We start from the raw sequence: 18,138 nt of genomic DNA, 5'->3' as shown, positions 1-18,138 counted from the left end.
GGAGCAGATAATATGAATAATCCAGTCGAGTTCCCCGATACAACATCATCATTTTTATACTTTCTTCAAGACAGTTTAGAAGAATGGAAAGATAACTCTATTGAGCAAAAAGACCGTGTTTTGCATGAATATTTAAACATCGAGTGCGGAGCCGGTGTTTTCACTGATGTTCTGAATGAAACTGACATCCGTATCGAATACAGCTATTCAAAGCATGTTGTGATCAATGTCATGGACGATCTGGCGACCATAAGCCAGAAAGTTGATGCCTTTTTAGAATTATTGGGGGACTAAGGACATGCCTATTCAAAATGAAGATTATTACTTTGTCAGTGTGGGTGAGAAAAGTTATTTCTATACGCTGAATTACAGCTACATCCATATTAAATATGTGAAGTCTGGAATTGAGCAAAGACCCTTCCCTGTTGCCGAGCGCCGTTATCAATTCTTGCGTAACTTAAGCCATGATTTTGACGAAGCCATGGAAAAAGCAAAGCAATGGCATTCCAATTCTAAATCTAAAAATCCTCTAAAATTGCTTGATTCGCCCCGCTCAATGTCAGAACGCGAGAAGCATGAATTACAGGAACGTACTGCGGTGATTGAAGCCGGCTACCTTCCAGTAGGTAAGTTCCAAGGTCAGCATGTCAGTACAGTTGATATTGATTACATACATTGGGTATGTCGCAATGTTTATGATCCGGAGCTTGCAGACGGCGAACAGAATCTAATGGCTCAGATTTGCTTCAACTACGCTGACGAGCAAGGTTGGATTGATCAATGGACCCAACAGGTTCAGGATGAACACTTTGGTCCGGAGGTTGAAGATCAACTCAATTCCGCACTGGAAAGTGATGTATTGTTAGTAGGTCAATATCGTGGTCAGTCATTAAAGGATTTTGGATACACAAAAAAAGGTTCAATGAAAGTCAAAATTGCGGATTATATTCAGTGGTTCCGTAAACAGATGACAGTAGTGGATATAATCATCAACAAGTTTAAACTTGAGCCTCAGTTGATGGATGACGGTTTTGAATACTACATCATCAAAAGTGAACACTTTTTAGAGAGAGAAGAATCCAAGCCGAGCGATTATGATTTAACAGTCCTGATGCTTCGCCAGATGAACAACAGACAGCGCAATGCCAAATTGGACGATCCGATCTTACCGCTCTACCGTTTTGAGTGGAATAAACATGTAATGCCACTGAAACAGGCTCTCGCTCTGTCCAAGTGCAAATAAAACCATGGGCGTTAAGCGCCCTTTTTTTCGTCTGTTACTTTTATATCCAGATGTAAGGCCATGAGCAAACTTCTGATACGGTCGCCCCGCGCTTACGCTTGCCCATTGTCTGCTGACGCATCCAAGGATTAGCTCTCAAAGAGAGCATCACGCATATTTATTACTGTTTTAAATTCGATTTAATACACTGAAATTACTACAATATTTAAAAGCATTTTATATTTGGTATATCATTTCTGCGGTATATGCTGTATAATGTTCAGCATAGGGCAAGTTTTATAAAAGGATTCTCAAAATGTTAATTGCAGTTAAAGAAAATGGTAGTCACGATGCAGTAAAGGTAGACAGCGTATTGGCTACAGAATTGATTGCGCGTGCAATGAACTCCTACTTGGACAAAGGTGTTTTCAACATTAAAGAGGTGATGTTAAACCCTGAAAGCGGTGCATACAGAAAATATAGTGGTTTGAATGATGCAGATTTTGTTGACATCCGACATGAACAACATACTTACCGCGATCCCTCAAATAACTTTGATCCAGTGATTTCCTATAACTGTCATAACTACATCCTGTTTGATTTCGATGCAAACAAGATTTTAGTTCCTGATTTCTCTGATCATGATAATGAACATCAGCTCTATGCCACCAATGAACTTAGTACTTTTTATTCAGCCTATAAATACGCTTCAAGCTACAATACTCTGCATAAGTCACAGGTATTTGCGATCGAGAAAGGATGGTTTGTAGCCAAAAGCGTGATGGAACATAAATTCCTAAATAACTGCTTGATTAGTGCAAACATCAAGTTCCGCGAGTACAAGCCAAAATCTGAAATCATGAGCCTTGATTGGTGCTTCTGTTGCGGTACGTTTGACTGCAAATGCACAGACGAACAGCTCGAAGAATTTTCAAGAGATTTACCATTTTGAATCATGTATTGAGGATCAGATAATATGAAAATCACCCCTGTACTACTTCATGGCTACTATCACTATATGACGACCCTTTCACGCACAGCCATGATTGGGGAGCATAAATGTACTTGGCACAAGTCCTTAATGATTATGACCAAAAAAGCTTTTTATAGTTTAGATGCCTTGAATAAAGCGGTAATGAAGCAAACCGAATCAGGCGTTAATCTTGCCATAGATATTAAAATGATGATGGAAGAAGAAGGCACTAAAGAAGCAGATGGCGGTACGGTGATTGGTAGTTATGAATTATTGTTATGGATTAAACAAGAATGTAACTACACGCTATTGGAAATTTGATCTAAGAGCCTTAAATGGCTCTTATTTTATCAATATCTCTAAATGCGCCTTAGAACGCCGTATTTACTCGTTTAGTTCCGACCTACCATGTGAGGAGCCACCCACTCACTAAACCCCCGCGCTTACGCTTCTACGCTGTCTGCTAACGCATTCATCGGTATGCAAGCAGATAAGAACGTTCACGAAAATGAAATTAAACTTAGTTTTAATAGGCTTTACAGGTCAACTATCACAAATAAAAAGCAGAAACATTAATTTAATATTAACATTTAAGATGTGGATTCATTGTCTTTATGTTATTATTTGTTACGTGTTATTTTCTTTTTGAGATAATTAAAATTTAGAGGTAAGTGTGATAACAATTATTCAGCCCTCATTATCAGACCACGATGTATTAATTTTAGCTCTGTGCATTTGTATGAGCGTATTAGTCACATCATTTGGTGCATTATTATCAAGCAGAAAGGCGCTCTGGTTCTGCATTACCCTATCTGTATCAATCGCTGTTTTTGGCATTGCATATTCAGCTTGTGATCATAAATATGATCCGATGTGTTACGGCATATAAATAACTTTCTTTTCAGCAGAACAGTACGCACTATGATGCGATCAGGAAAAATATAAGCAAAAACCACAAATTAGTATTATCTTTATGCGGTAGATTGTTTATAATATTTCTATATAATTTCTTTTAAAAAAAGGTCAAGATATGTCAGACCACCTACTTCCATTCGGTCTTGATATACTCAAGCATCTCAACCAAGTCAAAAATATCAAATCTGTCCAGTCTGGTTATTTCAGGCAATATCAAACTATCACCTTTACTTTTAATCATGACGGCCAAAGTTTAGAGAAAAGTATCATCGTTTACATCAAAGATAGCGGCCATACGGAATATAAAACTGTGAAGCTAGGCGGCTTTGAAACGCCGATTAAAGTGCCTTTAAATGAAATTTCTGTGATCCAGTTTAAATACGGTAATCCAGAATATGCAGTTTCTTATAATGATGAACCAGTTAACTTATTTCTAAAAGACTGCGATCAGATAGCAGCATATAGTGGTGATGTATTTGCTAAGCTACACGCTCAGTACCTTTTAGACCTGAATCAGCCCCGAGATCAAAAGTAAATCAATTGTAGAATTATAAAGGTATCCCTAGCCGACTGATGAATTCTTAAAACCAAAATTAAATACAGATATATTTGCTACTGTATTCCTTTTCTGCGGTATATGCTGTATAATATATTGTATATCAACTTTGGAGTGAATCAACATGGGCTTTTATGCTATCCAACAAAATTTCCGTAATGTTCAAGAATATGCAGAACAAGAATTAAAAATCAGTGAAGCAAATGGAATCCTTCTGGATCGTGCCTATCACGGCAATACAGTTTATTCCTTAATACAGCTCAAAAAAGATGGCTCAAAGTTAATTTTGGTCGATCTAGTACGCAAGGGATCAGATGGATTCTGGGGACATAAACCATTGTCTGAAAGTTGTGGCCCTTATGAACTTGACTGTCCTGAACGGATTTTAAAGCAATCAACTTGTCAAAGCCCATTAGCAGTAGCTTGGCGTGAAAAATGCCGCCAGAAACGCCGTGATAAAGCTGAAACCATCAAGATTTTCAAACAACTTAAACCCGACACCATCATCACGACCAATCGTGGCGATAAGTTGAAGTTTATGCGTGCCTACAATACTTCTTACTCACAGATCGTATGCAGTCAGGTGACTGATGGCAAAGTTTATCGTTTCAGCTATACAGATTTTGAACCGAATCAGTTGAAACAAGACCTATTAGAAACTGTAGCAGCTTAAGTCACACCCACCCACTAAGGCGGTCATTCTGGCCGCCTTATTTTTTTGACATATAATCTGAGATTCATCTTGACAGTTAATGTGAGATTTTTGACAGATATTTCGAGATTCATTCCACGCATATTCATACTATCGCTTTATTCATAAGCTTTTGATCAGCTACAAGTCGCTTAAAATCTCAGGTTATATGTCATTAGTTTGCAGAAAATCTGAACTTATCTGTCACTTTTTTAAACCACCCCACGCTTACGCTCGCCGTATGTCTGCTAACGCATCCATGCGTATAAGCCTTCAAAGAAGGATGTTCGCAAAATTTAACCAGTTCTAGGCCGATTAAGTACACCAGATAAAATCCGAATAAATAAAAGCAAAAAATATTGAATAAAATATACTATATGTGCGGTATATGGTGTATAATGTAAGACATGGAAGGGAGATGATCATGAACATACTTAATCAAAATCGAGAAGCAGCAATCAAAGAACTTAACGTGTGCTTTAAAGATATATCAGAAGCCGTTTGTCATGAACAGGCTATGGGGATCGATTGTTTTATTCGTGGATTCGCTAGTGCGTCAGTAGTAATGAATGCGATAACCCAAAATGAAGCTGACCAAATCATAGCAAGCTTAAACAAGACCTCTGCCCCACCAGTAAAACCATCGTTCTTAGATGTACCAGAGAAGCAGCTAAGCCGAGCTGATGCCAAAAAGACGGTCAAAACAATGGCTCTGGACCATGGCCGCAGCCTAGATTCAGCCTTGGATTGCCTGAACACGCTGATCTCACAGGACTTTGAATTCCCTACGGCGTTGTCATTGGTACTGGATGAATACCAAGTAGATCAAGAAGAACTCACCAACGCTTATGATGAACAATAACCCCTAAACTACCTGATGGTTTTGGCAGCTCCAAAATCAGACGGTCGCCCCCCTCGCTTACGCTCATTTGCTGTCTGCTGACGCTGACACCACTAAAGCATTCAAAGAAAAAATGTTTGCAAATTTAATGATTATCCCTGACCCGACTGATATTATCTTTTCAGATAAAAGAATTTTAAAAGCAAAATTATTCAATTATTTCAATAAGTAGTATGGTTATTATGCGGTATATGCTATATAATAATCATATTGATAACAGATAATTAATATTAAATATTTTGGAGAATAGAATCATGGAACAACGAGTACGAGTTTGTGGTGGGTTTATTACTGTGCCGGCTCCATTTCGCTCTTTAGCTGATGGCTACATCAAGCACTATAAAATCAAGGTGCCGAAAAAGTCGAAACTAGCGGCTAAAAAGGTCACAGCCGAAAAGTTCTGTGAAGAACTGGCCGATACATTTAACGATGACTACCAGAGCAACGGAGTGGAGTGTTTCAGCCGTTCGAGTTGGTACGTTAAACGTGGGTACATGTTTTTAAGTGTCCGGAGTGATGTGAGCTGCTAATGGCTCACTACGCTCTACATAAGGATAAATGATGAAAGACCGCGCCAAAACTACCATGGACGTTCCTGTAGGCTCGTTAATTGTGATCGATACGATCTACAATCATTCGGCTGTCACTCCGAGAGTATTCAAGGTTATCCATGAAACTGACAAATTAGTTGAAATCACTTCTCTGGATGCAGAAGGTGAGCCGAAAAACCTTGATAACACTAGAACGATTCGTAAGACCTCAATTGTGGCTGTATTGAACAATCTTGAAGAATTTGAGCCATTCAAGAAGATGAATGACGATCTGGCCGAGAAATTCAGAATTTACAATGAAGCTTATGCACAGTATGAAAAAGAGGTAAAGCTCATTAAAGCCAGAACCCACGGGAAATAGCGTTTATAGCCTGCTCTAAGCAGGTTTTTTTAACCCCAAAATAACAATTAAATATATTAAATCTGCGGTATATGTTATATAATATAAACCATATGACGGAGAGCTTGAGTATGTTTGTTTATCTTTTACCTATTGAAAATTTTCATGGTGGCGATGGTTGGAAAATGCCAGTTGTATTCTCTACTGGTACTGACTTGGATCAGCTTAAGCGTAGTGATCTTGCACGCTATATTAAGATTATGCTTCTGGCCTTCCAAAAGGCACACAAGGAAAAGTCATTTGATCATGGTTTTACTGCAATTCAGCTCGAAGCTGAATATAGTCAGATGCGATTAGAGCCTGACTTCTGGAATGATCAGAGCATTACAGTTGAACACATGACAAGCGATGAAGAACTCAAGCTCAGCATAATCGATAATCTAAATATTACTTATGATGTACTAGAACCAAAACGACTTAAGCAAGTGTTAGACCCCCTATTAATGGATCATCTACATTACATCAATCTATCCGTTGCTGATCTTGAAATTATTAAGGATGAGTAACCCTTCATTCATAAAATTAGCAATTTTGGGTTGCTAATTTTTTTAAGGCCCCACGCTTACGCTTTTTGGCTGTCTGCTAACGCATCCATGCCTGAGAGCCTTCAAAGAAGGCATGTTCACAGATTTAACGTTATCCCTGCCCGACTTTTATCACCTATCCACTAACCGCAATTTAAAAGCATAAAATTTACAATAAATAATGCCTAAGTATGGTTATTCTGCGGTATATGCTGTATAATGTATTTATCAACTTTGGTAATTATACAAAAGAGCTTAAACGCATGAAAACATTAGATTTAGCAATGAGTTGGAAAGGTGGTTTACCGGCTGTTTATGCACGCAATATGATAGAGCATGGAGATTATCCAACAGTGGCTTTTATTGTGGGTAGCACTCGCGGAGAATTAAAGGACAACGGTAAGTACTTGATCGACATTTGTTCTAGTTTCAATAACCCTGAGTATCTTAACCAAGTTAAGGCTTTTCTAAAACGTATCAATGATTCAATCAGCTTTGCCAACGATCAGCCAAGCGGCTGCTTTTTGGAGCCAGAAGCAGTTCTTCAAAAAGCCTCTGAACAGTTCAAGTTGATGAACTTTGAAAAAAGAATGATTTTAGATAACAAAAATATGCTGCATACCATTTATGTCAGCGCCATCAAGCACAATAAAAAGCCTGAACTACCGCAAGAATTTGAATATCAGGTGATGTCGGGCGGTTTATATCCTATTCGTCAAGTCTATCGCGCTATCTGCGAACTGATCTGAGAACAGGGGTCCAGCTATGAGCCGTATTCAACTCAATTGTGGTCAAAGTCTTTGTGACTGTTGTACAAATTTCAGTATCGTTTATTTTCGGTCTGGGATGAAGGAAACCATTTCGGAGCGTTTGCCAAAAGAAACAGGCTTGGCAATCATGCAGAAGAAAGCACGCATGATGCCTGTGGGCTATATGGCCCATGCTGTACACCCAGAAGATGCGAAACACTTAATTTAGGGATATATGAAGATGTTTAACTCATTCATGGAAACAGTTAATGAAGGCGATGCAGTACGCCTACGCAGTGGAAAGGTATGTAAGGTTGAATTCATTGCTTACATGCCAGATGATCTAATCTCCAATTATGATTATGTCGTACGCTTATCTGGTTCAGAACCCGCCACTTATACCAACGATGGCAAATGGTATGAAGATGAAGATACCGAGAGTGATATTGTGGAAGTACAGGAAAAAGCCTCATGAGTACTAAAAAATCAGCGTTTAATTTTGGCTATGAAGCTTTTGCCAACCATATTCAATGTGCCGCACATGATCAAGCGTTCATGGATACCCATATCAAGGGTTTAAAAGTCGGTGAATCTCATGAGCTTTTAGAAGAATGGAGCCAAGGATTTATACAGGCTCAAGAAGAATACTGTAAAGCCAATTTCCCTGAAATGTATCCGGCTTAACCCTTTAGATTTACCCTCTCCGTTGTTTGCCTTGAGTTCGCTCAAGGTTTTTTTTGCCCGTATGATCCCAAACCCCTTCCCCATATTCTAAAACCCCACGCTTGCGCTTTTTGGCTGTCTGCTGACGCTGCCACCCTTAAGCCTTCAAACAAGGCATGTTCGCAAAATTAAGACCTGTTTTGGGCCGACTGAATTACTGATCAGAAGCCGATAATTTAAAAGCAAAATAATTAAAAAATATTTAAATTAGGTATTCTATATTTGCGGTATATGTTGTATAATACCATCATAGGCTGAGATGCTTAATATCAACTTTGGAGAGTACTGAAAATGAATGATTTAGTTATTTATTACACTGCAACTAGCGGCACACTTAAAGGCCACATTTTCGTGCAATGCTTTGTTGATAGTCTGACTCAGGCTGAGATTGATGCCAAGCTTGCTCAGTTGCGTTCTGAGGGCTATGAGGGGCTGAATGTAGGTTCATATCAAGAATATGAAAAGGCTGCTGCCCAAGCTTCCTATGCAGCTTACAAAGCGTATGTAGCTCAACCGAGTACTGCTGAACAATTCAAAGAGATGTTTAACATCATGCCCCCTCAAAATCATGTCAAATACGAAGATTTTGAACTGTTTAACGTCCGTGAGCAGCTTGACGCAGGGCTTTATAATTTCTTTGTCCGTATTGCAGACCAATACTTCAAGATCGTGGCACGCCGCGACTCAAACAAATTTGAATTGGCAAATCTTTGCCGTAACGCTATCGCAGCATAAACTGAGAAAAGGAATCTACCTCATGCGTAATGTTTTTAACCCACCTAAAACATGTGCCGGCTCTCTGGTTGGTGTAAACGGTAATGCTTTTGAGATTATTGGCTACTTCTCCCGTTGCGCTAAAAATGCAGGATGGTCACGCGAAGATATTCTAAAGGTTCGCACCGAGGCCACCAGTAAGGACTATGACCACCTCATTTCAACCATCATGATTCATCTGGACGACTGATCCGAAGCTGTACCCCGAAGCCGAAAGGCTTCACACCTCTCCGTTTTTGCCTTGAGTTCGCTCAAGGTTTTTTTTGGCCCCCACGCTGACGCTACTCTGATGTCTGCTGACGCTAACATCAATCCTGTGTCCGGACAGAGAAGCCGAAATATTAAGATTGCCATTCATGACCTCACAAGTAAGCAATTTATCCAATCATAAAATCCTTAAAAGCATTCATTAAATATTCTATATATGCGGTATATGCTGTATAATATATATTATTGATATTAATCACATATTAGGAAAAATTTATGATGTTCAACCAATGGTTTAGACACGGTGTTGCTGATGTAAAGTTAATTGATTTCCATGTTGAAGATGAAGGCTGTCCACACATCTTTTTTAGCGTACATACCCCAATTAACTTCCTGCATGGGGCCAAAGCCCAGATGGAAACCTTAAAAATTAGTGCGCGGGTTTTTGTGACTGGATCAGAGTGTTTAGCAATTGATGGATATATCTTGACAGTTGAAGAAGAATTCAATTTTGCTGAATTTCATAATCAATTCGAGAAGCAACAGATCACTGTAGAAAAAGCAGTCGATGACTTTAAGACTAAATTAAAAGTAAATCTGGCAGAACAGTGCATGTTTGAAGGTATGACCAGTGAACTTGAAACGAAAGTCTTTTCTTTATGCCAGACCGGAGAGATCAATATTAATCAGATCGAACTGATGGATAATGTAAGTCGCGCCGTCATTCTAATTGATGAAACTATGACAGAGTTTAAAAAACTACTTGAGCTGAGCATCACTTTGAAACAGGTAGATCAAATCGTTTGACTTATTAAAAGATAGCATTAATAAAAAACCACCTCCTTAGACTCACTTAAGGAGATGGTTTAAGGTTTCTTATATTAATTACAAGGGATCATGTTCGGCAGTACACGGTTTTTCCAATACTCGATAATATCTTCAACACTTGCAGGTGTTCCATATTTTTCATGCTCATAAGAATAATGATAAGGCATCATGTTTAGTAAATACTGCTTGGTCCCTGAAAATACCTCTCTCGTTTTAGGTTGCTCCCCCAATTTGGAGATACTTTCAGCATCACCTAACAAATCACGAAACTCAGTATATTCAAAATCACTACCGCCAGTTTCAAAGTTAATGTTAGTAAAATATTTGATTACATACCTTTCTGATAAAAAATACTTTTTTCCTTCATCTAAACGATAATACTTTTTATCGGTTGAAATTTCGCTAATGATGGCCTTGAGTGCTAGTTGGTTATTTAGTCGAGTTTCTTCTTTAACCTTCTCAAGTTCAATATTCTCCTTAAAATCTTGAACTGTAGCTGCATTTCTATACGCCGACTTAAACTTAATTGTTACTTCTCTATCTAATGGGTTAGAAGTTCGACCAGAGATTTTTAATTCAACTTTATATAATCTGCTCATTATACGAATGAGCTGATTTTTAAATAAGGTAAAACTACTGTCATCCCATTCTGTAAATGTTACAAATTCTCTGAGAGGAACCTTATCAATTAAGTACTGACTTCCATCACCCTTACTTATATACATCGCATGACTAAAAAATGATGTTGCAACGCCATAATAATGATTGAATTCTTTAAATCGAGGAACAAAATTCACATCTGAATAATTTCTACCTGATTCATCATAGATATATCTACCATCTATTAAAGGCGTTAAACCAAAAGCAGTTTTTAAATTTTCAGTATTAGATTTATTTCGCTTAAATCCCAAATAAATATTTTCTGAAAGATTATTATCATTAAGTAAATCTCCCATAATTGCAGAAGAAAGCACATTCCATATTTCAGTATAAAATTTATTTAATGGGAATGGATTTAGAAATTCAAGTGCGTTCTCTTTAAGGTCATGGACTGAGATGCCTGATTCAATAAGGCCATTATAGGTGTTATATCCGATTGATCTCGCAAACGATTCAAGTATACGCTTATACCCAAAAGGCTTTATCAAATCGCTAGGAAATCCAATAGATTCTCGATTGTAGTTTTTATAAATCGGGGATTGCAGATTGTGATGGTTATTAAATAAATCAGTAGATTTATATCCACTAAAACAATTTTCAATAATACGTGCCAACGAACTCATTTCATTGAGTGACTTTTTCATTCTATTCACCTTGATTTAATGCTTTGGCATGAGATTAAACAAAGCTCAAATGAAAAGATTGAAATTCTGATTCACGAACTTTATAAGAATATCTGTTGATATAGGTTCTTTTCACTCTCATGTAAGTGCGGATACCCAACCCTAATAAAATTAAAGCATGTATTTTTTTATAATACAAATAAAAGAAATCAATATTTTCTTAGGAATATCAACGTACTCCATAAGTGTCCATATGTGGACATACTTATAATATTTTCAATTTATTACTAAAAAATAAGGGTGCAATATTGTATTTTGCGGTATATGTTGTATAATGTATTTATCAACTTGGAGATAAGCATAATGAATACAGCAGTTCAAAACATCGCTAATTTGGATCAATTTGCTAAAAAGGCAGTTAATTTTATTGATAGCTTCGGTATTAACTGGCATGGCATTGATAACCTTGGTGAAGCTACAAACTTCTTGCACAGCTTCAAAGGGATCACTGAGCGTTTCCAAAATTTGACTATTGATGACCTTCTTAACGAAATCAATCTGATTGAGTGCATTGATCGCCCAGATGCAGATTCAGGCTTTACTACTGACAACCGCAACCTTGTAGTGAAATTCCTACAAGAAGTGAAAGTGTTCAAAGAAGAATTTTTGAATTTGAACAATGGCCCTGACTTCATTAGCAAACTTGAACAGTTGAAGAAGCAGAGTCGAGAGCTAAATTACCTTGAAGTACGCGCAATCATTTATCACAACTTCCTAGCTTAAGCTAGGAATTATCACTTCTCTAAAATAAGGATAAGCTTGTGAGTACAGTTAAAATAATCATTGCGAATCATCATAAACAAGGGATCGGCTATCCGATTCACTTCGGTCAGGCTTGGAGCCATGTTCATAAAGCTCTTGAAGGCATGGGTGCATTCTCTCTAGGCAAGTACAACCAGAAAGCACCACTCACCAATATTCTTGATTCAGCAGCTTTCACCGAAACTGAGTTTAGCGCCGTCCATAAAAGCTATATTTTATGGACCAATGTAGTTGGCTTTGAAACACGCCAAGACTTGCAAATTAATATTTTACAGTCGGTGAACACTGGTTATCATTTTCTTTTCCCAAAAGAAGATTATATTGTTCTCATTTTAAAAAATGAATCTGAACCATTATTAAATGAAGTGGCTTATAATATTACAAAGCCATTAATACAAAATGATTACCGAGTATTTATTCCTAACCCTGATAGCTCGACAGGTGAACATATTTTATTAACTGAGAATATTATAGAAAGTATTCTTAAGGATGAAATCAGAACTTAAATAATCTTAAAAGAAGAAACGTCATTATTCACGTAATGGCGTTTTTTATCGCCCAGATTTTGTAATTCTGTTGCATTTTTTACAACATTTTTAGGCTCTAAACTTGCGTTTTTAATTTCACTTATGGTTTATGTAAGTAGTCCTTGAAATTAGCATGGACGAAAAAATCAACTATGGAGTTAAAGTCATGAGTAATAAAAATTCACCAACAGCGAATGATCCTTGGTACTCAACTGTAGTAGCATCAACAGGCACGCCAGTAAGCGGAGCTGCTGCTTTATTGGCGCGAATCAAGGCAATGGGTGGAATGAGCAGTCTAGTGAACAACTTGAATCAACAAGCAGTTCAACAGGCCACACAAGCTACAATGGCAGCTTACGTTAAGACACAACAAGGAGATGTGATTGGATTCCCTAAGTCTAAACGTAAAAAATAAGCCAAGTAGGGACTACATGCAAAGGACTGCAAAACCCTGCCCTCGCTTACGCTTTGATGTTGTCTGCTAACGCAGTCACCAATAGGTAAACAAAAAAAGGATGCGCGAATTTTAATACCCCCTCCCCCGACTGAAAATAGCATTTTATTAATAGGTGTTATTTAAAAGCATAAGCACTACATCGTTATGGCTTTTATTTATAATATTTATTTTAGTTAATATATTATTAATAATAGTGCAAACCGATCTATTATTTATAATAATCTGATATTGCAATTAATAATATTAAATTAATGTTTGATTATAATATTAAATATTTATATAATACTCGTATTGGAGTTAATCAACTCTATTTATTAACCTTAAGGTTGGAATTAAAAAATGACTACAGAAGCTAAAAAAACCGCTACTTCCCTTTATGCTATGTCTAAAGTAGACAAAGAAAATGTTCGCCGCCGTGATCAAATGATGGTTAGCCCTGAAATGCTAGTCGTTGAAGAAGGTTTCAACGTGCGTGGCGTGGGAATGAGCCAAGAGGAATACTGGCAGCAAGAACACGTTCAAGAACATGTCAACAATCTGGCACAGGCTTATGAGGCCGGCGACTATGTTCCGCCTATCGTGGTGAAATTCCGTGAGTCGGATCAGAAGGCCGTAGTGCGCGATGGACACCATCGATTAAAGGCCCTGAAAGCCCTTTTAGAACGCGAAGTACCAATTCAATTCGTCAATGTAGTCGAATATAAGGGTGATGAAGCGAAGCAGCAGCTTCTTATGCTCAAATCCAGTAACTCTCTGCAATTATCAGCAGTAGAGAAGGCTGAGATTTTCCACCGTCTACATGCGTATGGCTATAACCCTGACGAGATTGCAACTCAGGTAGGCCACTCTGTACAGCACGTTTACCAGATGTTGCGTATTTACGATCTTCCACTTGAGAAGAAACGCTTAATTCAGCAGAAGAAACTTAGCGTGAATAACGCCTTGGCTGAAACTAGCACCCGAGCGAAAAAGTTCACTCCACCGAAGAAAGCTGTAAAGCAAGTACTTGAGCTTTTAACTGTAAAGGCTGAAATCCAAGGTGATGTCGTTAAAGCAGAAATCCCACTGGAATTATGGCAGCAGCTCATGGCCCCAGAATCGCTTAATCAGTCTACTACCGAACAAGAATCAATGGACGGCGTAGAACTGGAAAGCAGTACTGTCAATTAAGACAGCTTCCATTTGATAAGGCTGCATCCTCAAGGATGTGGCTTTATCGCTCAGGTATTGGTCCTCAATCCTGATCCAGTTAAATAAGGTATCCGGTCGCAAGATGGACGAAAATAACCAAGTTATCTATACAGGTTATTCGGGCAACCGAATTTCTAAAAAATTGACCGTTTTTTTTAATGGCAAGAAGTATAAGTTTTTATTCCAGACGTTTGATCGAACCCAACCGACCCGAGAGGAACGGTCAAGAGGTATAAAAGCAAAACGGATTCTACTTAGTGAAAAGGAACTATTTTTCAGTTCCCTTGAAAATATTAATTTTAAATTATTCCCTTTTCAGGATTTCAGAGAAGATTTGATCATTAAATTAAATCTGGTTGTTTAACATTATTCAGGCAATTTAAAGCAAGTCGGATTGCTTAAGCTCACTTTGGTCCATTAAACATGAATATACTCGAAAAATTTAGAATCTATCCCACTCAAGAAAGCTTTGCGGCTCAATCTTCCGACTGGACAGAAATCACAGGTGATATTGATTTTGAGAAATCTGCTTTGATTACCAGTGATGGAAAACAATATCGCCTTAACTTCTCAAAATATTCTCTTAATGATCCATGGGAGGATATGGATTTCAATACCCCGATCAGCAGGATTGTTTGGTTTATTCCATTAGACGACTATAAATGGCGAATCGGTAGTGAAGCAGGAATTCAATATTATGGGTTTAAAGAAAATAATAATTGGTATCTTCACACTAATGGGAACACAGTTGGAAAAGCTAATAACTTTATTCCTGCCGACATCAAACGTACATATAGACGTTGTTTAAAAGTTATTAGAAGGGCAGAGTAAAACTTGAAGTGCGACATAAACCACCTAATTAATTTAAAGGGTTTATGGAGTATATAAAATTGTCATACCATCATCTTAACTTTGAAGATCGTACTGCATTAATGCTTGAGTCAAGAAAAGAAGGCTTTTCAGCCAGAAAATTTGCTGAACTCATTAAAAGACATCCTAGTACGATCTATCGTGAGCTTAAAAGAAATAGCATCAATGACGTTTATCAAGCTCGATATGCTTCTGATAACACCTTCGCTAGACGTAGACGTGGTCACAGAAAACTCAAAATCGATTCAATCCTCTGGAAATTTATTGTTGAAGCGATCCGTTGTTTATGGTCTCCTCAGCAAATAGCAAAGCGTTTAAAGACATTTCCTGATTTGGATCAAACAATGAATGTAAGCCATACAACGATTTATTCAACGATACGAGCATTACCAAAGGGTGAGTTGAAAAAAGACTTATTATCCTGTCTGCGTCATGAAAATAAAAAGCGAAAAGCTAACGGTGAACCTAAAAAAGATTCTATATTACAGGATATTAAAACTATTCATGAGCGCCCAGCCGAAGTTCAAGAAAGAAAAATACCGGGTCATTGGGAAGCTGATTTAATTAAAGGTAAAGACAATAAAAGTTCGATAGCAACACTTATTGAACGAAATACACGGCTCTGTATCTTGGCAACATTACCTGATGCAAAGGCAGAATCAGTGCGCAAGGCTTTAACTGAAGCTCTGAAATATTTACCTGCAGAACTGCGTAAAACGTTGACCTATGACCGTGGACGCGAGATGGCAGAACATAAAATACTTGAAGAAGATTTAGGCATAGATGTATATTTCTGTGACCCACATTCACCCTGGCAAAAAGGCACATGCGAAAATATGAATGGTTTAATTAGGCAATATTTACCTAAAGGGATTGATTTAAATCAGGCAGATCAGCATTATTTAAATCAAGTTGCCATGTCACTGAATACTCGTCCTAGAAAAGCGTTAGATTGGCTTACACCATTAGAGAAATTTGCTCAGCTTGTTGATTATCATAAGACTTTTCAAACTGTCGCACCTCATGTTTGAATTCGCCAAGTAATGGCGTAGATAACTTTTTAATGTGTTTTCCATGGGAGTCGCCTAAGTTCATTATTGAGCAAGCAGGGCCAAAAAAAATTAGACACACCCAAATGACTAAAGACCAGAATCAAATGCCAACAGCTTATGTTGATGATGAAAATCAGGAAGAAGTAATCGGCTACATCTACCCTGCTCCCTAATCAGAACTGCCTTCGTTCAAGGAGAAAATAGATCAATGAAAAAGTTATTGCTGCTTGCCTCTGTTGTTGGGTTGATTGGGTGTATGGAAGATATAACGGATGAAGATGTTGCGAAGGCACAATATTCAGAAACCTTCAATGCTGCCGACAATTATCTAAGCAAATACAACCAGAAAGGAGGGAATGATAAGGTTTATCAAAATTTTGAAGTGGATGGTAAATATTTCAGCGTAGACGATGTAATCCAAAGCGTAATGTTCAAGTGTTCTTCTTACATACCTGTAGAAAAATCTGATGTTGAAAAATACGAAGATAGATTAAGAGGTGATGTTAACTACTGGATCAAGGAAGGAGTGGTCGTTGATTATCAGCAGTTTGATCAGTGTTTGGATAAGCAGCTCGATAAAACTGGCCTAAATTATAAAAATCTTATGATCTTCTCTAATGATCCGGATGTTCAGAAATATAAGGAAGCAGATCAAGCCATTGCAAAATTGATAAACCAAGCGAAGTCTGATGGAGAGATTAGCTATTTTGAAGCTTTAAATATTTATATGGCAGTCCATACCCAACGTGAAAAAGACCTTTTCAATAAGATATAGTTTGCAGAGGAAACCATTTTATGAGTTCTAATACAGCGTATGATTATCAGGTAATGAAGCTGATTGATTACACTCAGACGGATTTCATTCTTGGAAGTCTGAATGGAAACCAGATTCTATCTAAGCTCATGGATAAAATCTGGGTTAGATCAACATCAGTTGAAATCTCATTGGAAGGGATTACAGGGGTCGATGCCTGTTTCATTCGTAACAGCATAGCTTCACTATCAAAGATGTTACTTAGTCAAAAAGGTGTAGTGGTATCGCATGTTGAAAATAAGGATGTATTGGATAATTTGATTTATGGATTCCATGCCATCAATGCTCCACTACTGCTTAAGAACAACGATGGATCAGGCGCGATTTATGCCAAGTTGCCATCTGGTGCAAAAGAAATTTTATCTTATGTTTACAGCCAGTCTAATGCTACAACTCAAAAGGTTGTTAAACAGTTTGATATTTCGGCACCGAATGCGAGTGCCAAGCTTAACAAGCTATATAAAGAAGGTTATTTACTGGCTGAACAAAAAGACGCACCTACGGGTGGCATAGAATACGTTTACAGCCCTATTTTTACTTGTCGAAGCCTCACATACCCTGCCCATTCATAATTGATCAAATAGAGCGTATACGGCGCAAACAAAGGTGGCATTAAGCCACCTTTTTCATACTTCAAGTTTTTGAAGGTTTGAAGCTATAAATTTTCCATCCAAAGAAATCTGATTCAAGGCAGCCCCATTCAAAGTTGTAATCAGGATCATGGCATTTAGGCGGCCCTTTCCGATCCGACTTACACGCCGTCATATAGTCCTCACCCACGGTAAAAATCTGCAATGTTCCAGTCCGGCCATAGTGGTAACGATTCTCTCTCAGGTCGGCTACATCCCATCCTAAATAAGTTGCTATTGCTTCTGAAACGCCTCTAATTTTCATGATCTATCTCCTTAGTTGATAAGGAGATTATGGGTTTTATTTACCTTCTAATCCAACGGTATATAGCGATAAAGGACCATATACAGAAACTTTAAAAAATATGGTCCAAAAACATCCGATCCCTCATTTTTTTATAAAAGTCATGTTCCCATGGAGAGGCCAGTTTTCAGATATTTGGTAGAGTTCGCCATTTTTTCATGCTCAAACTTCTCCT

General features: G+C 37.8%; 28 protein-coding genes. 26 read left to right on the top strand and 2 right to left on the bottom strand.

Annotation, left to right across the window (positions count from 1 at the left end):
• Positions 1-12 precede the first annotated feature (12 nt).
• The 17 genes from ACRAD_RS15060 to ACRAD_RS14980 all read left to right on the top strand — a co-directional run bounded on the left by ACRAD_RS15060 (position 13) and on the right by ACRAD_RS14980 (position 9,993).
• Positions 13-294: a hypothetical protein gene (locus ACRAD_RS15060; protein ID WP_010699918.1), complete on the top strand. Its 282-nt coding sequence runs from the start codon at positions 13-15 to the stop codon at positions 292-294.
• 4 nt (positions 295-298) lie between these two features.
• Positions 299-1,243: a hypothetical protein gene (locus ACRAD_RS15055; protein WP_010699917.1), complete on the top strand. Its 945-nt coding sequence runs from the start codon at positions 299-301 to the stop codon at positions 1,241-1,243.
• Between the two features lie 295 nt (positions 1,244-1,538).
• Complete coding sequence (locus ACRAD_RS15050) at positions 1,539-2,174, top strand: hypothetical protein (protein ID WP_010699916.1); 636 nt, start codon at positions 1,539-1,541, stop codon at positions 2,172-2,174.
• Positions 2,175-2,198: 24 nt separating this feature from the next.
• A complete protein-coding gene (locus ACRAD_RS15045) occupies positions 2,199-2,516 on the top strand; it encodes a hypothetical protein (protein WP_010699915.1) in 318 nt (105 codons plus the stop codon).
• Between the two features lie 709 nt (positions 2,517-3,225).
• Positions 3,226-3,645 carry a hypothetical protein gene (locus tag ACRAD_RS15040; protein ID WP_010699914.1) on the top strand — a complete coding sequence of 140 codons (420 nt, stop codon included), beginning with the start codon at positions 3,226-3,228 and terminating at the stop codon, positions 3,643-3,645.
• Between the two features lie 145 nt (positions 3,646-3,790).
• Positions 3,791-4,339, top strand: coding sequence for a hypothetical protein (locus tag ACRAD_RS15035; RefSeq protein ID WP_010699913.1), 549 nt, complete (start codon positions 3,791-3,793; stop codon positions 4,337-4,339).
• A gap of 442 nt (positions 4,340-4,781) precedes the next feature.
• Entirely contained in the window at positions 4,782-5,219 is a 438-nt protein-coding gene (locus tag ACRAD_RS15030; protein WP_010699912.1) for a hypothetical protein, read from the top strand.
• Between the two features lie 293 nt (positions 5,220-5,512).
• Entirely contained in the window at positions 5,513-5,788 is a 276-nt protein-coding gene (locus ACRAD_RS15025) for a hypothetical protein (RefSeq protein ID WP_010699911.1), read from the top strand.
• Positions 5,789-5,843: 55 nt separating this feature from the next.
• Positions 5,844-6,170 carry a hypothetical protein gene (locus ACRAD_RS15020; protein ID WP_227548712.1) on the top strand — a complete coding sequence of 109 codons (327 nt, stop codon included), beginning with the start codon at positions 5,844-5,846 and terminating at the stop codon, positions 6,168-6,170.
• Between the two features lie 110 nt (positions 6,171-6,280).
• Positions 6,281-6,715, top strand: a complete 435-nt coding sequence (locus ACRAD_RS15015; protein ID WP_010699909.1) for a hypothetical protein — start codon at positions 6,281-6,283, stop codon at positions 6,713-6,715.
• 281 nt (positions 6,716-6,996) lie between these two features.
• A complete protein-coding gene (locus ACRAD_RS15010) occupies positions 6,997-7,482 on the top strand; it encodes a hypothetical protein (RefSeq protein ID WP_142093832.1) in 486 nt (161 codons plus the stop codon).
• A gap of 16 nt (positions 7,483-7,498) precedes the next feature.
• Positions 7,499-7,711 (top strand): hypothetical protein, encoded by a 213-nt coding sequence (locus ACRAD_RS15005; protein WP_010699907.1) that lies wholly within the window; start codon positions 7,499-7,501, stop codon positions 7,709-7,711.
• Between the two features lie 12 nt (positions 7,712-7,723).
• The gene (locus ACRAD_RS15000) at positions 7,724-7,957 is read left to right on the top strand and encodes a hypothetical protein (RefSeq protein WP_010699906.1); all 234 of its coding nucleotides are present in this window, start codon (positions 7,724-7,726) and stop codon (positions 7,955-7,957) included.
• Complete coding sequence (locus ACRAD_RS14995) at positions 7,954-8,166, top strand: hypothetical protein (protein ID WP_010699905.1); 213 nt, start codon at positions 7,954-7,956, stop codon at positions 8,164-8,166. The genes ACRAD_RS15000 and ACRAD_RS14995 overlap by 4 nt, the downstream gene beginning before the upstream one ends.
• A 330-nt stretch (positions 8,167-8,496) precedes the next feature.
• Entirely contained in the window at positions 8,497-8,940 is a 444-nt protein-coding gene (locus ACRAD_RS14990) for a hypothetical protein (protein ID WP_010699904.1), read from the top strand.
• A gap of 22 nt (positions 8,941-8,962) precedes the next feature.
• On the top strand, positions 8,963-9,169 hold the full coding sequence (locus ACRAD_RS14985; RefSeq protein WP_010699903.1) for a hypothetical protein: 207 nt from the start codon (positions 8,963-8,965) through the stop codon (positions 9,167-9,169).
• 293 nt (positions 9,170-9,462) lie between these two features.
• On the top strand, positions 9,463-9,993 hold the full coding sequence (locus ACRAD_RS14980; protein ID WP_010699902.1) for a hypothetical protein: 531 nt from the start codon (positions 9,463-9,465) through the stop codon (positions 9,991-9,993).
• Positions 9,994-10,067: 74 nt separating this feature from the next.
• On the opposite strand, the gene ACRAD_RS14975 is transcribed toward ACRAD_RS14980, so the two are convergent.
• Positions 10,068-11,318: a hypothetical protein gene (locus ACRAD_RS14975; protein WP_010699901.1), complete on the bottom strand. Its 1,251-nt coding sequence runs from the start codon at positions 11,316-11,318 to the stop codon at positions 10,068-10,070.
• A 342-nt stretch (positions 11,319-11,660) separates the two neighbouring features.
• Here ACRAD_RS14975 and ACRAD_RS14970 point away from each other — a divergent pair, with 342 nt between their 5' ends.
• The 9 genes from ACRAD_RS14970 to ACRAD_RS14930 all read left to right on the top strand — a co-directional run bounded on the left by ACRAD_RS14970 (position 11,661) and on the right by ACRAD_RS14930 (position 17,602).
• Positions 11,661-12,080 (top strand): hypothetical protein, encoded by a 420-nt coding sequence (locus ACRAD_RS14970; protein WP_010699900.1) that lies wholly within the window; start codon positions 11,661-11,663, stop codon positions 12,078-12,080.
• 38 nt (positions 12,081-12,118) lie between these two features.
• Positions 12,119-12,625, top strand: a complete 507-nt coding sequence (locus tag ACRAD_RS14965; protein WP_010699899.1) for a hypothetical protein — start codon at positions 12,119-12,121, stop codon at positions 12,623-12,625.
• 154 nt (positions 12,626-12,779) lie between these two features.
• Positions 12,780-13,061 (top strand): hypothetical protein, encoded by a 282-nt coding sequence (locus ACRAD_RS14960; RefSeq protein ID WP_010699898.1) that lies wholly within the window; start codon positions 12,780-12,782, stop codon positions 13,059-13,061.
• A gap of 381 nt (positions 13,062-13,442) precedes the next feature.
• Positions 13,443-14,273, top strand: a complete 831-nt coding sequence (locus ACRAD_RS14955) for a ParB/RepB/Spo0J family partition protein (RefSeq protein ID WP_010699897.1) — start codon at positions 13,443-13,445, stop codon at positions 14,271-14,273.
• A gap of 444 nt (positions 14,274-14,717) precedes the next feature.
• Positions 14,718-15,125 carry a hypothetical protein gene (locus ACRAD_RS14950; protein ID WP_142093830.1) on the top strand — a complete coding sequence of 136 codons (408 nt, stop codon included), beginning with the start codon at positions 14,718-14,720 and terminating at the stop codon, positions 15,123-15,125.
• A gap of 44 nt (positions 15,126-15,169) precedes the next feature.
• Positions 15,170-16,195 (top strand): IS30-like element ISAba125 family transposase, encoded by a 1,026-nt coding sequence (locus ACRAD_RS14945; protein ID WP_010326927.1) that lies wholly within the window; start codon positions 15,170-15,172, stop codon positions 16,193-16,195.
• Positions 16,192-16,389 (top strand): hypothetical protein, encoded by a 198-nt coding sequence (locus ACRAD_RS14940; protein WP_142093827.1) that lies wholly within the window; start codon positions 16,192-16,194, stop codon positions 16,387-16,389. Before ACRAD_RS14945 ends, ACRAD_RS14940 begins: the two co-directional genes overlap by 4 nt.
• 35 nt (positions 16,390-16,424) lie before the next feature.
• On the top strand, positions 16,425-16,991 hold the full coding sequence (locus ACRAD_RS14935) for a hypothetical protein (RefSeq protein ID WP_010700232.1): 567 nt from the start codon (positions 16,425-16,427) through the stop codon (positions 16,989-16,991).
• A gap of 20 nt (positions 16,992-17,011) precedes the next feature.
• Entirely contained in the window at positions 17,012-17,602 is a 591-nt protein-coding gene (locus ACRAD_RS14930) for a hypothetical protein (RefSeq protein WP_010700233.1), read from the top strand.
• 61 nt (positions 17,603-17,663) lie between these two features.
• On the opposite strand, the gene ACRAD_RS14925 is transcribed toward ACRAD_RS14930, so the two are convergent.
• Positions 17,664-17,924 (bottom strand): hypothetical protein, encoded by a 261-nt coding sequence (locus ACRAD_RS14925; RefSeq protein WP_010700234.1) that lies wholly within the window; start codon positions 17,922-17,924, stop codon positions 17,664-17,666.
• Positions 17,925-18,138 lie beyond the last annotated feature (214 nt).

Origin of the sequence: Acinetobacter radioresistens DSM 6976 = NBRC 102413 = CIP 103788 (assembly GCF_006757745.1) — a bacterium.
In the GTDB taxonomy this organism is placed as follows: domain Bacteria; phylum Pseudomonadota; class Gammaproteobacteria; order Pseudomonadales; family Moraxellaceae; genus Acinetobacter; species Acinetobacter radioresistens.
The sequence above is the reverse complement of the archived record's forward strand: the minus strand, read 5'-3'. Positions and strand labels throughout refer to the sequence as shown.

Bases quoted from the DNA above. Each gene is read 5' to 3' on its own strand.
- ACRAD_RS15060 (WP_010699918.1), top strand. From the start codon at position 13: ATGAATAATCCAGTCGAGTTCCCCGATACAACATCATCATTTTTATAC.
- ACRAD_RS15055 (WP_010699917.1), top strand. From the start codon at position 299: ATGCCTATTCAAAATGAAGATTATTACTTTGTCAGTGTGGGTGAGAAA.
- ACRAD_RS15050 (WP_010699916.1), top strand. From the start codon at position 1,539: ATGTTAATTGCAGTTAAAGAAAATGGTAGTCACGATGCAGTAAAGGTA.
- ACRAD_RS15045 (WP_010699915.1), top strand. From the start codon at position 2,199: ATGAAAATCACCCCTGTACTACTTCATGGCTACTATCACTATATGACG.
- ACRAD_RS15040 (WP_010699914.1), top strand. From the start codon at position 3,226: ATGTCAGACCACCTACTTCCATTCGGTCTTGATATACTCAAGCATCTC.
- ACRAD_RS15035 (WP_010699913.1), top strand. From the start codon at position 3,791: ATGGGCTTTTATGCTATCCAACAAAATTTCCGTAATGTTCAAGAATAT.
- ACRAD_RS15030 (WP_010699912.1), top strand. From the start codon at position 4,782: ATGAACATACTTAATCAAAATCGAGAAGCAGCAATCAAAGAACTTAAC.
- ACRAD_RS15025 (WP_010699911.1), top strand. From the start codon at position 5,513: ATGGAACAACGAGTACGAGTTTGTGGTGGGTTTATTACTGTGCCGGCT.
- ACRAD_RS15020 (WP_227548712.1), top strand. From the start codon at position 5,844: ATGGACGTTCCTGTAGGCTCGTTAATTGTGATCGATACGATCTACAAT.
- ACRAD_RS15015 (WP_010699909.1), top strand. From the start codon at position 6,281: ATGTTTGTTTATCTTTTACCTATTGAAAATTTTCATGGTGGCGATGGT.
- ACRAD_RS15010 (WP_142093832.1), top strand. From the start codon at position 6,997: ATGAAAACATTAGATTTAGCAATGAGTTGGAAAGGTGGTTTACCGGCT.
- ACRAD_RS15005 (WP_010699907.1), top strand. From the start codon at position 7,499: ATGAGCCGTATTCAACTCAATTGTGGTCAAAGTCTTTGTGACTGTTGT.
- ACRAD_RS15000 (WP_010699906.1), top strand. From the start codon at position 7,724: ATGTTTAACTCATTCATGGAAACAGTTAATGAAGGCGATGCAGTACGC.
- ACRAD_RS14995 (WP_010699905.1), top strand. From the start codon at position 7,954: ATGAGTACTAAAAAATCAGCGTTTAATTTTGGCTATGAAGCTTTTGCC.
- ACRAD_RS14990 (WP_010699904.1), top strand. From the start codon at position 8,497: ATGAATGATTTAGTTATTTATTACACTGCAACTAGCGGCACACTTAAA.
- ACRAD_RS14985 (WP_010699903.1), top strand. From the start codon at position 8,963: ATGCGTAATGTTTTTAACCCACCTAAAACATGTGCCGGCTCTCTGGTT.
- ACRAD_RS14980 (WP_010699902.1), top strand. From the start codon at position 9,463: ATGATGTTCAACCAATGGTTTAGACACGGTGTTGCTGATGTAAAGTTA.
- ACRAD_RS14975 (WP_010699901.1), bottom strand. From the start codon at position 11,318: ATGAAAAAGTCACTCAATGAAATGAGTTCGTTGGCACGTATTATTGAA.
- ACRAD_RS14970 (WP_010699900.1), top strand. From the start codon at position 11,661: ATGAATACAGCAGTTCAAAACATCGCTAATTTGGATCAATTTGCTAAA.
- ACRAD_RS14960 (WP_010699898.1), top strand. From the start codon at position 12,780: ATGGACGAAAAAATCAACTATGGAGTTAAAGTCATGAGTAATAAAAAT.
- ACRAD_RS14955 (WP_010699897.1), top strand. From the start codon at position 13,443: ATGACTACAGAAGCTAAAAAAACCGCTACTTCCCTTTATGCTATGTCT.
- ACRAD_RS14950 (WP_142093830.1), top strand. From the start codon at position 14,718: ATGAATATACTCGAAAAATTTAGAATCTATCCCACTCAAGAAAGCTTT.
- ACRAD_RS14945 (WP_010326927.1), top strand. From the start codon at position 15,170: ATGGAGTATATAAAATTGTCATACCATCATCTTAACTTTGAAGATCGT.
- ACRAD_RS14935 (WP_010700232.1), top strand. From the start codon at position 16,425: ATGAAAAAGTTATTGCTGCTTGCCTCTGTTGTTGGGTTGATTGGGTGT.
- ACRAD_RS14930 (WP_010700233.1), top strand. From the start codon at position 17,012: ATGAGTTCTAATACAGCGTATGATTATCAGGTAATGAAGCTGATTGAT.
- ACRAD_RS14925 (WP_010700234.1), bottom strand. From the start codon at position 17,924: ATGAAAATTAGAGGCGTTTCAGAAGCAATAGCAACTTATTTAGGATGG.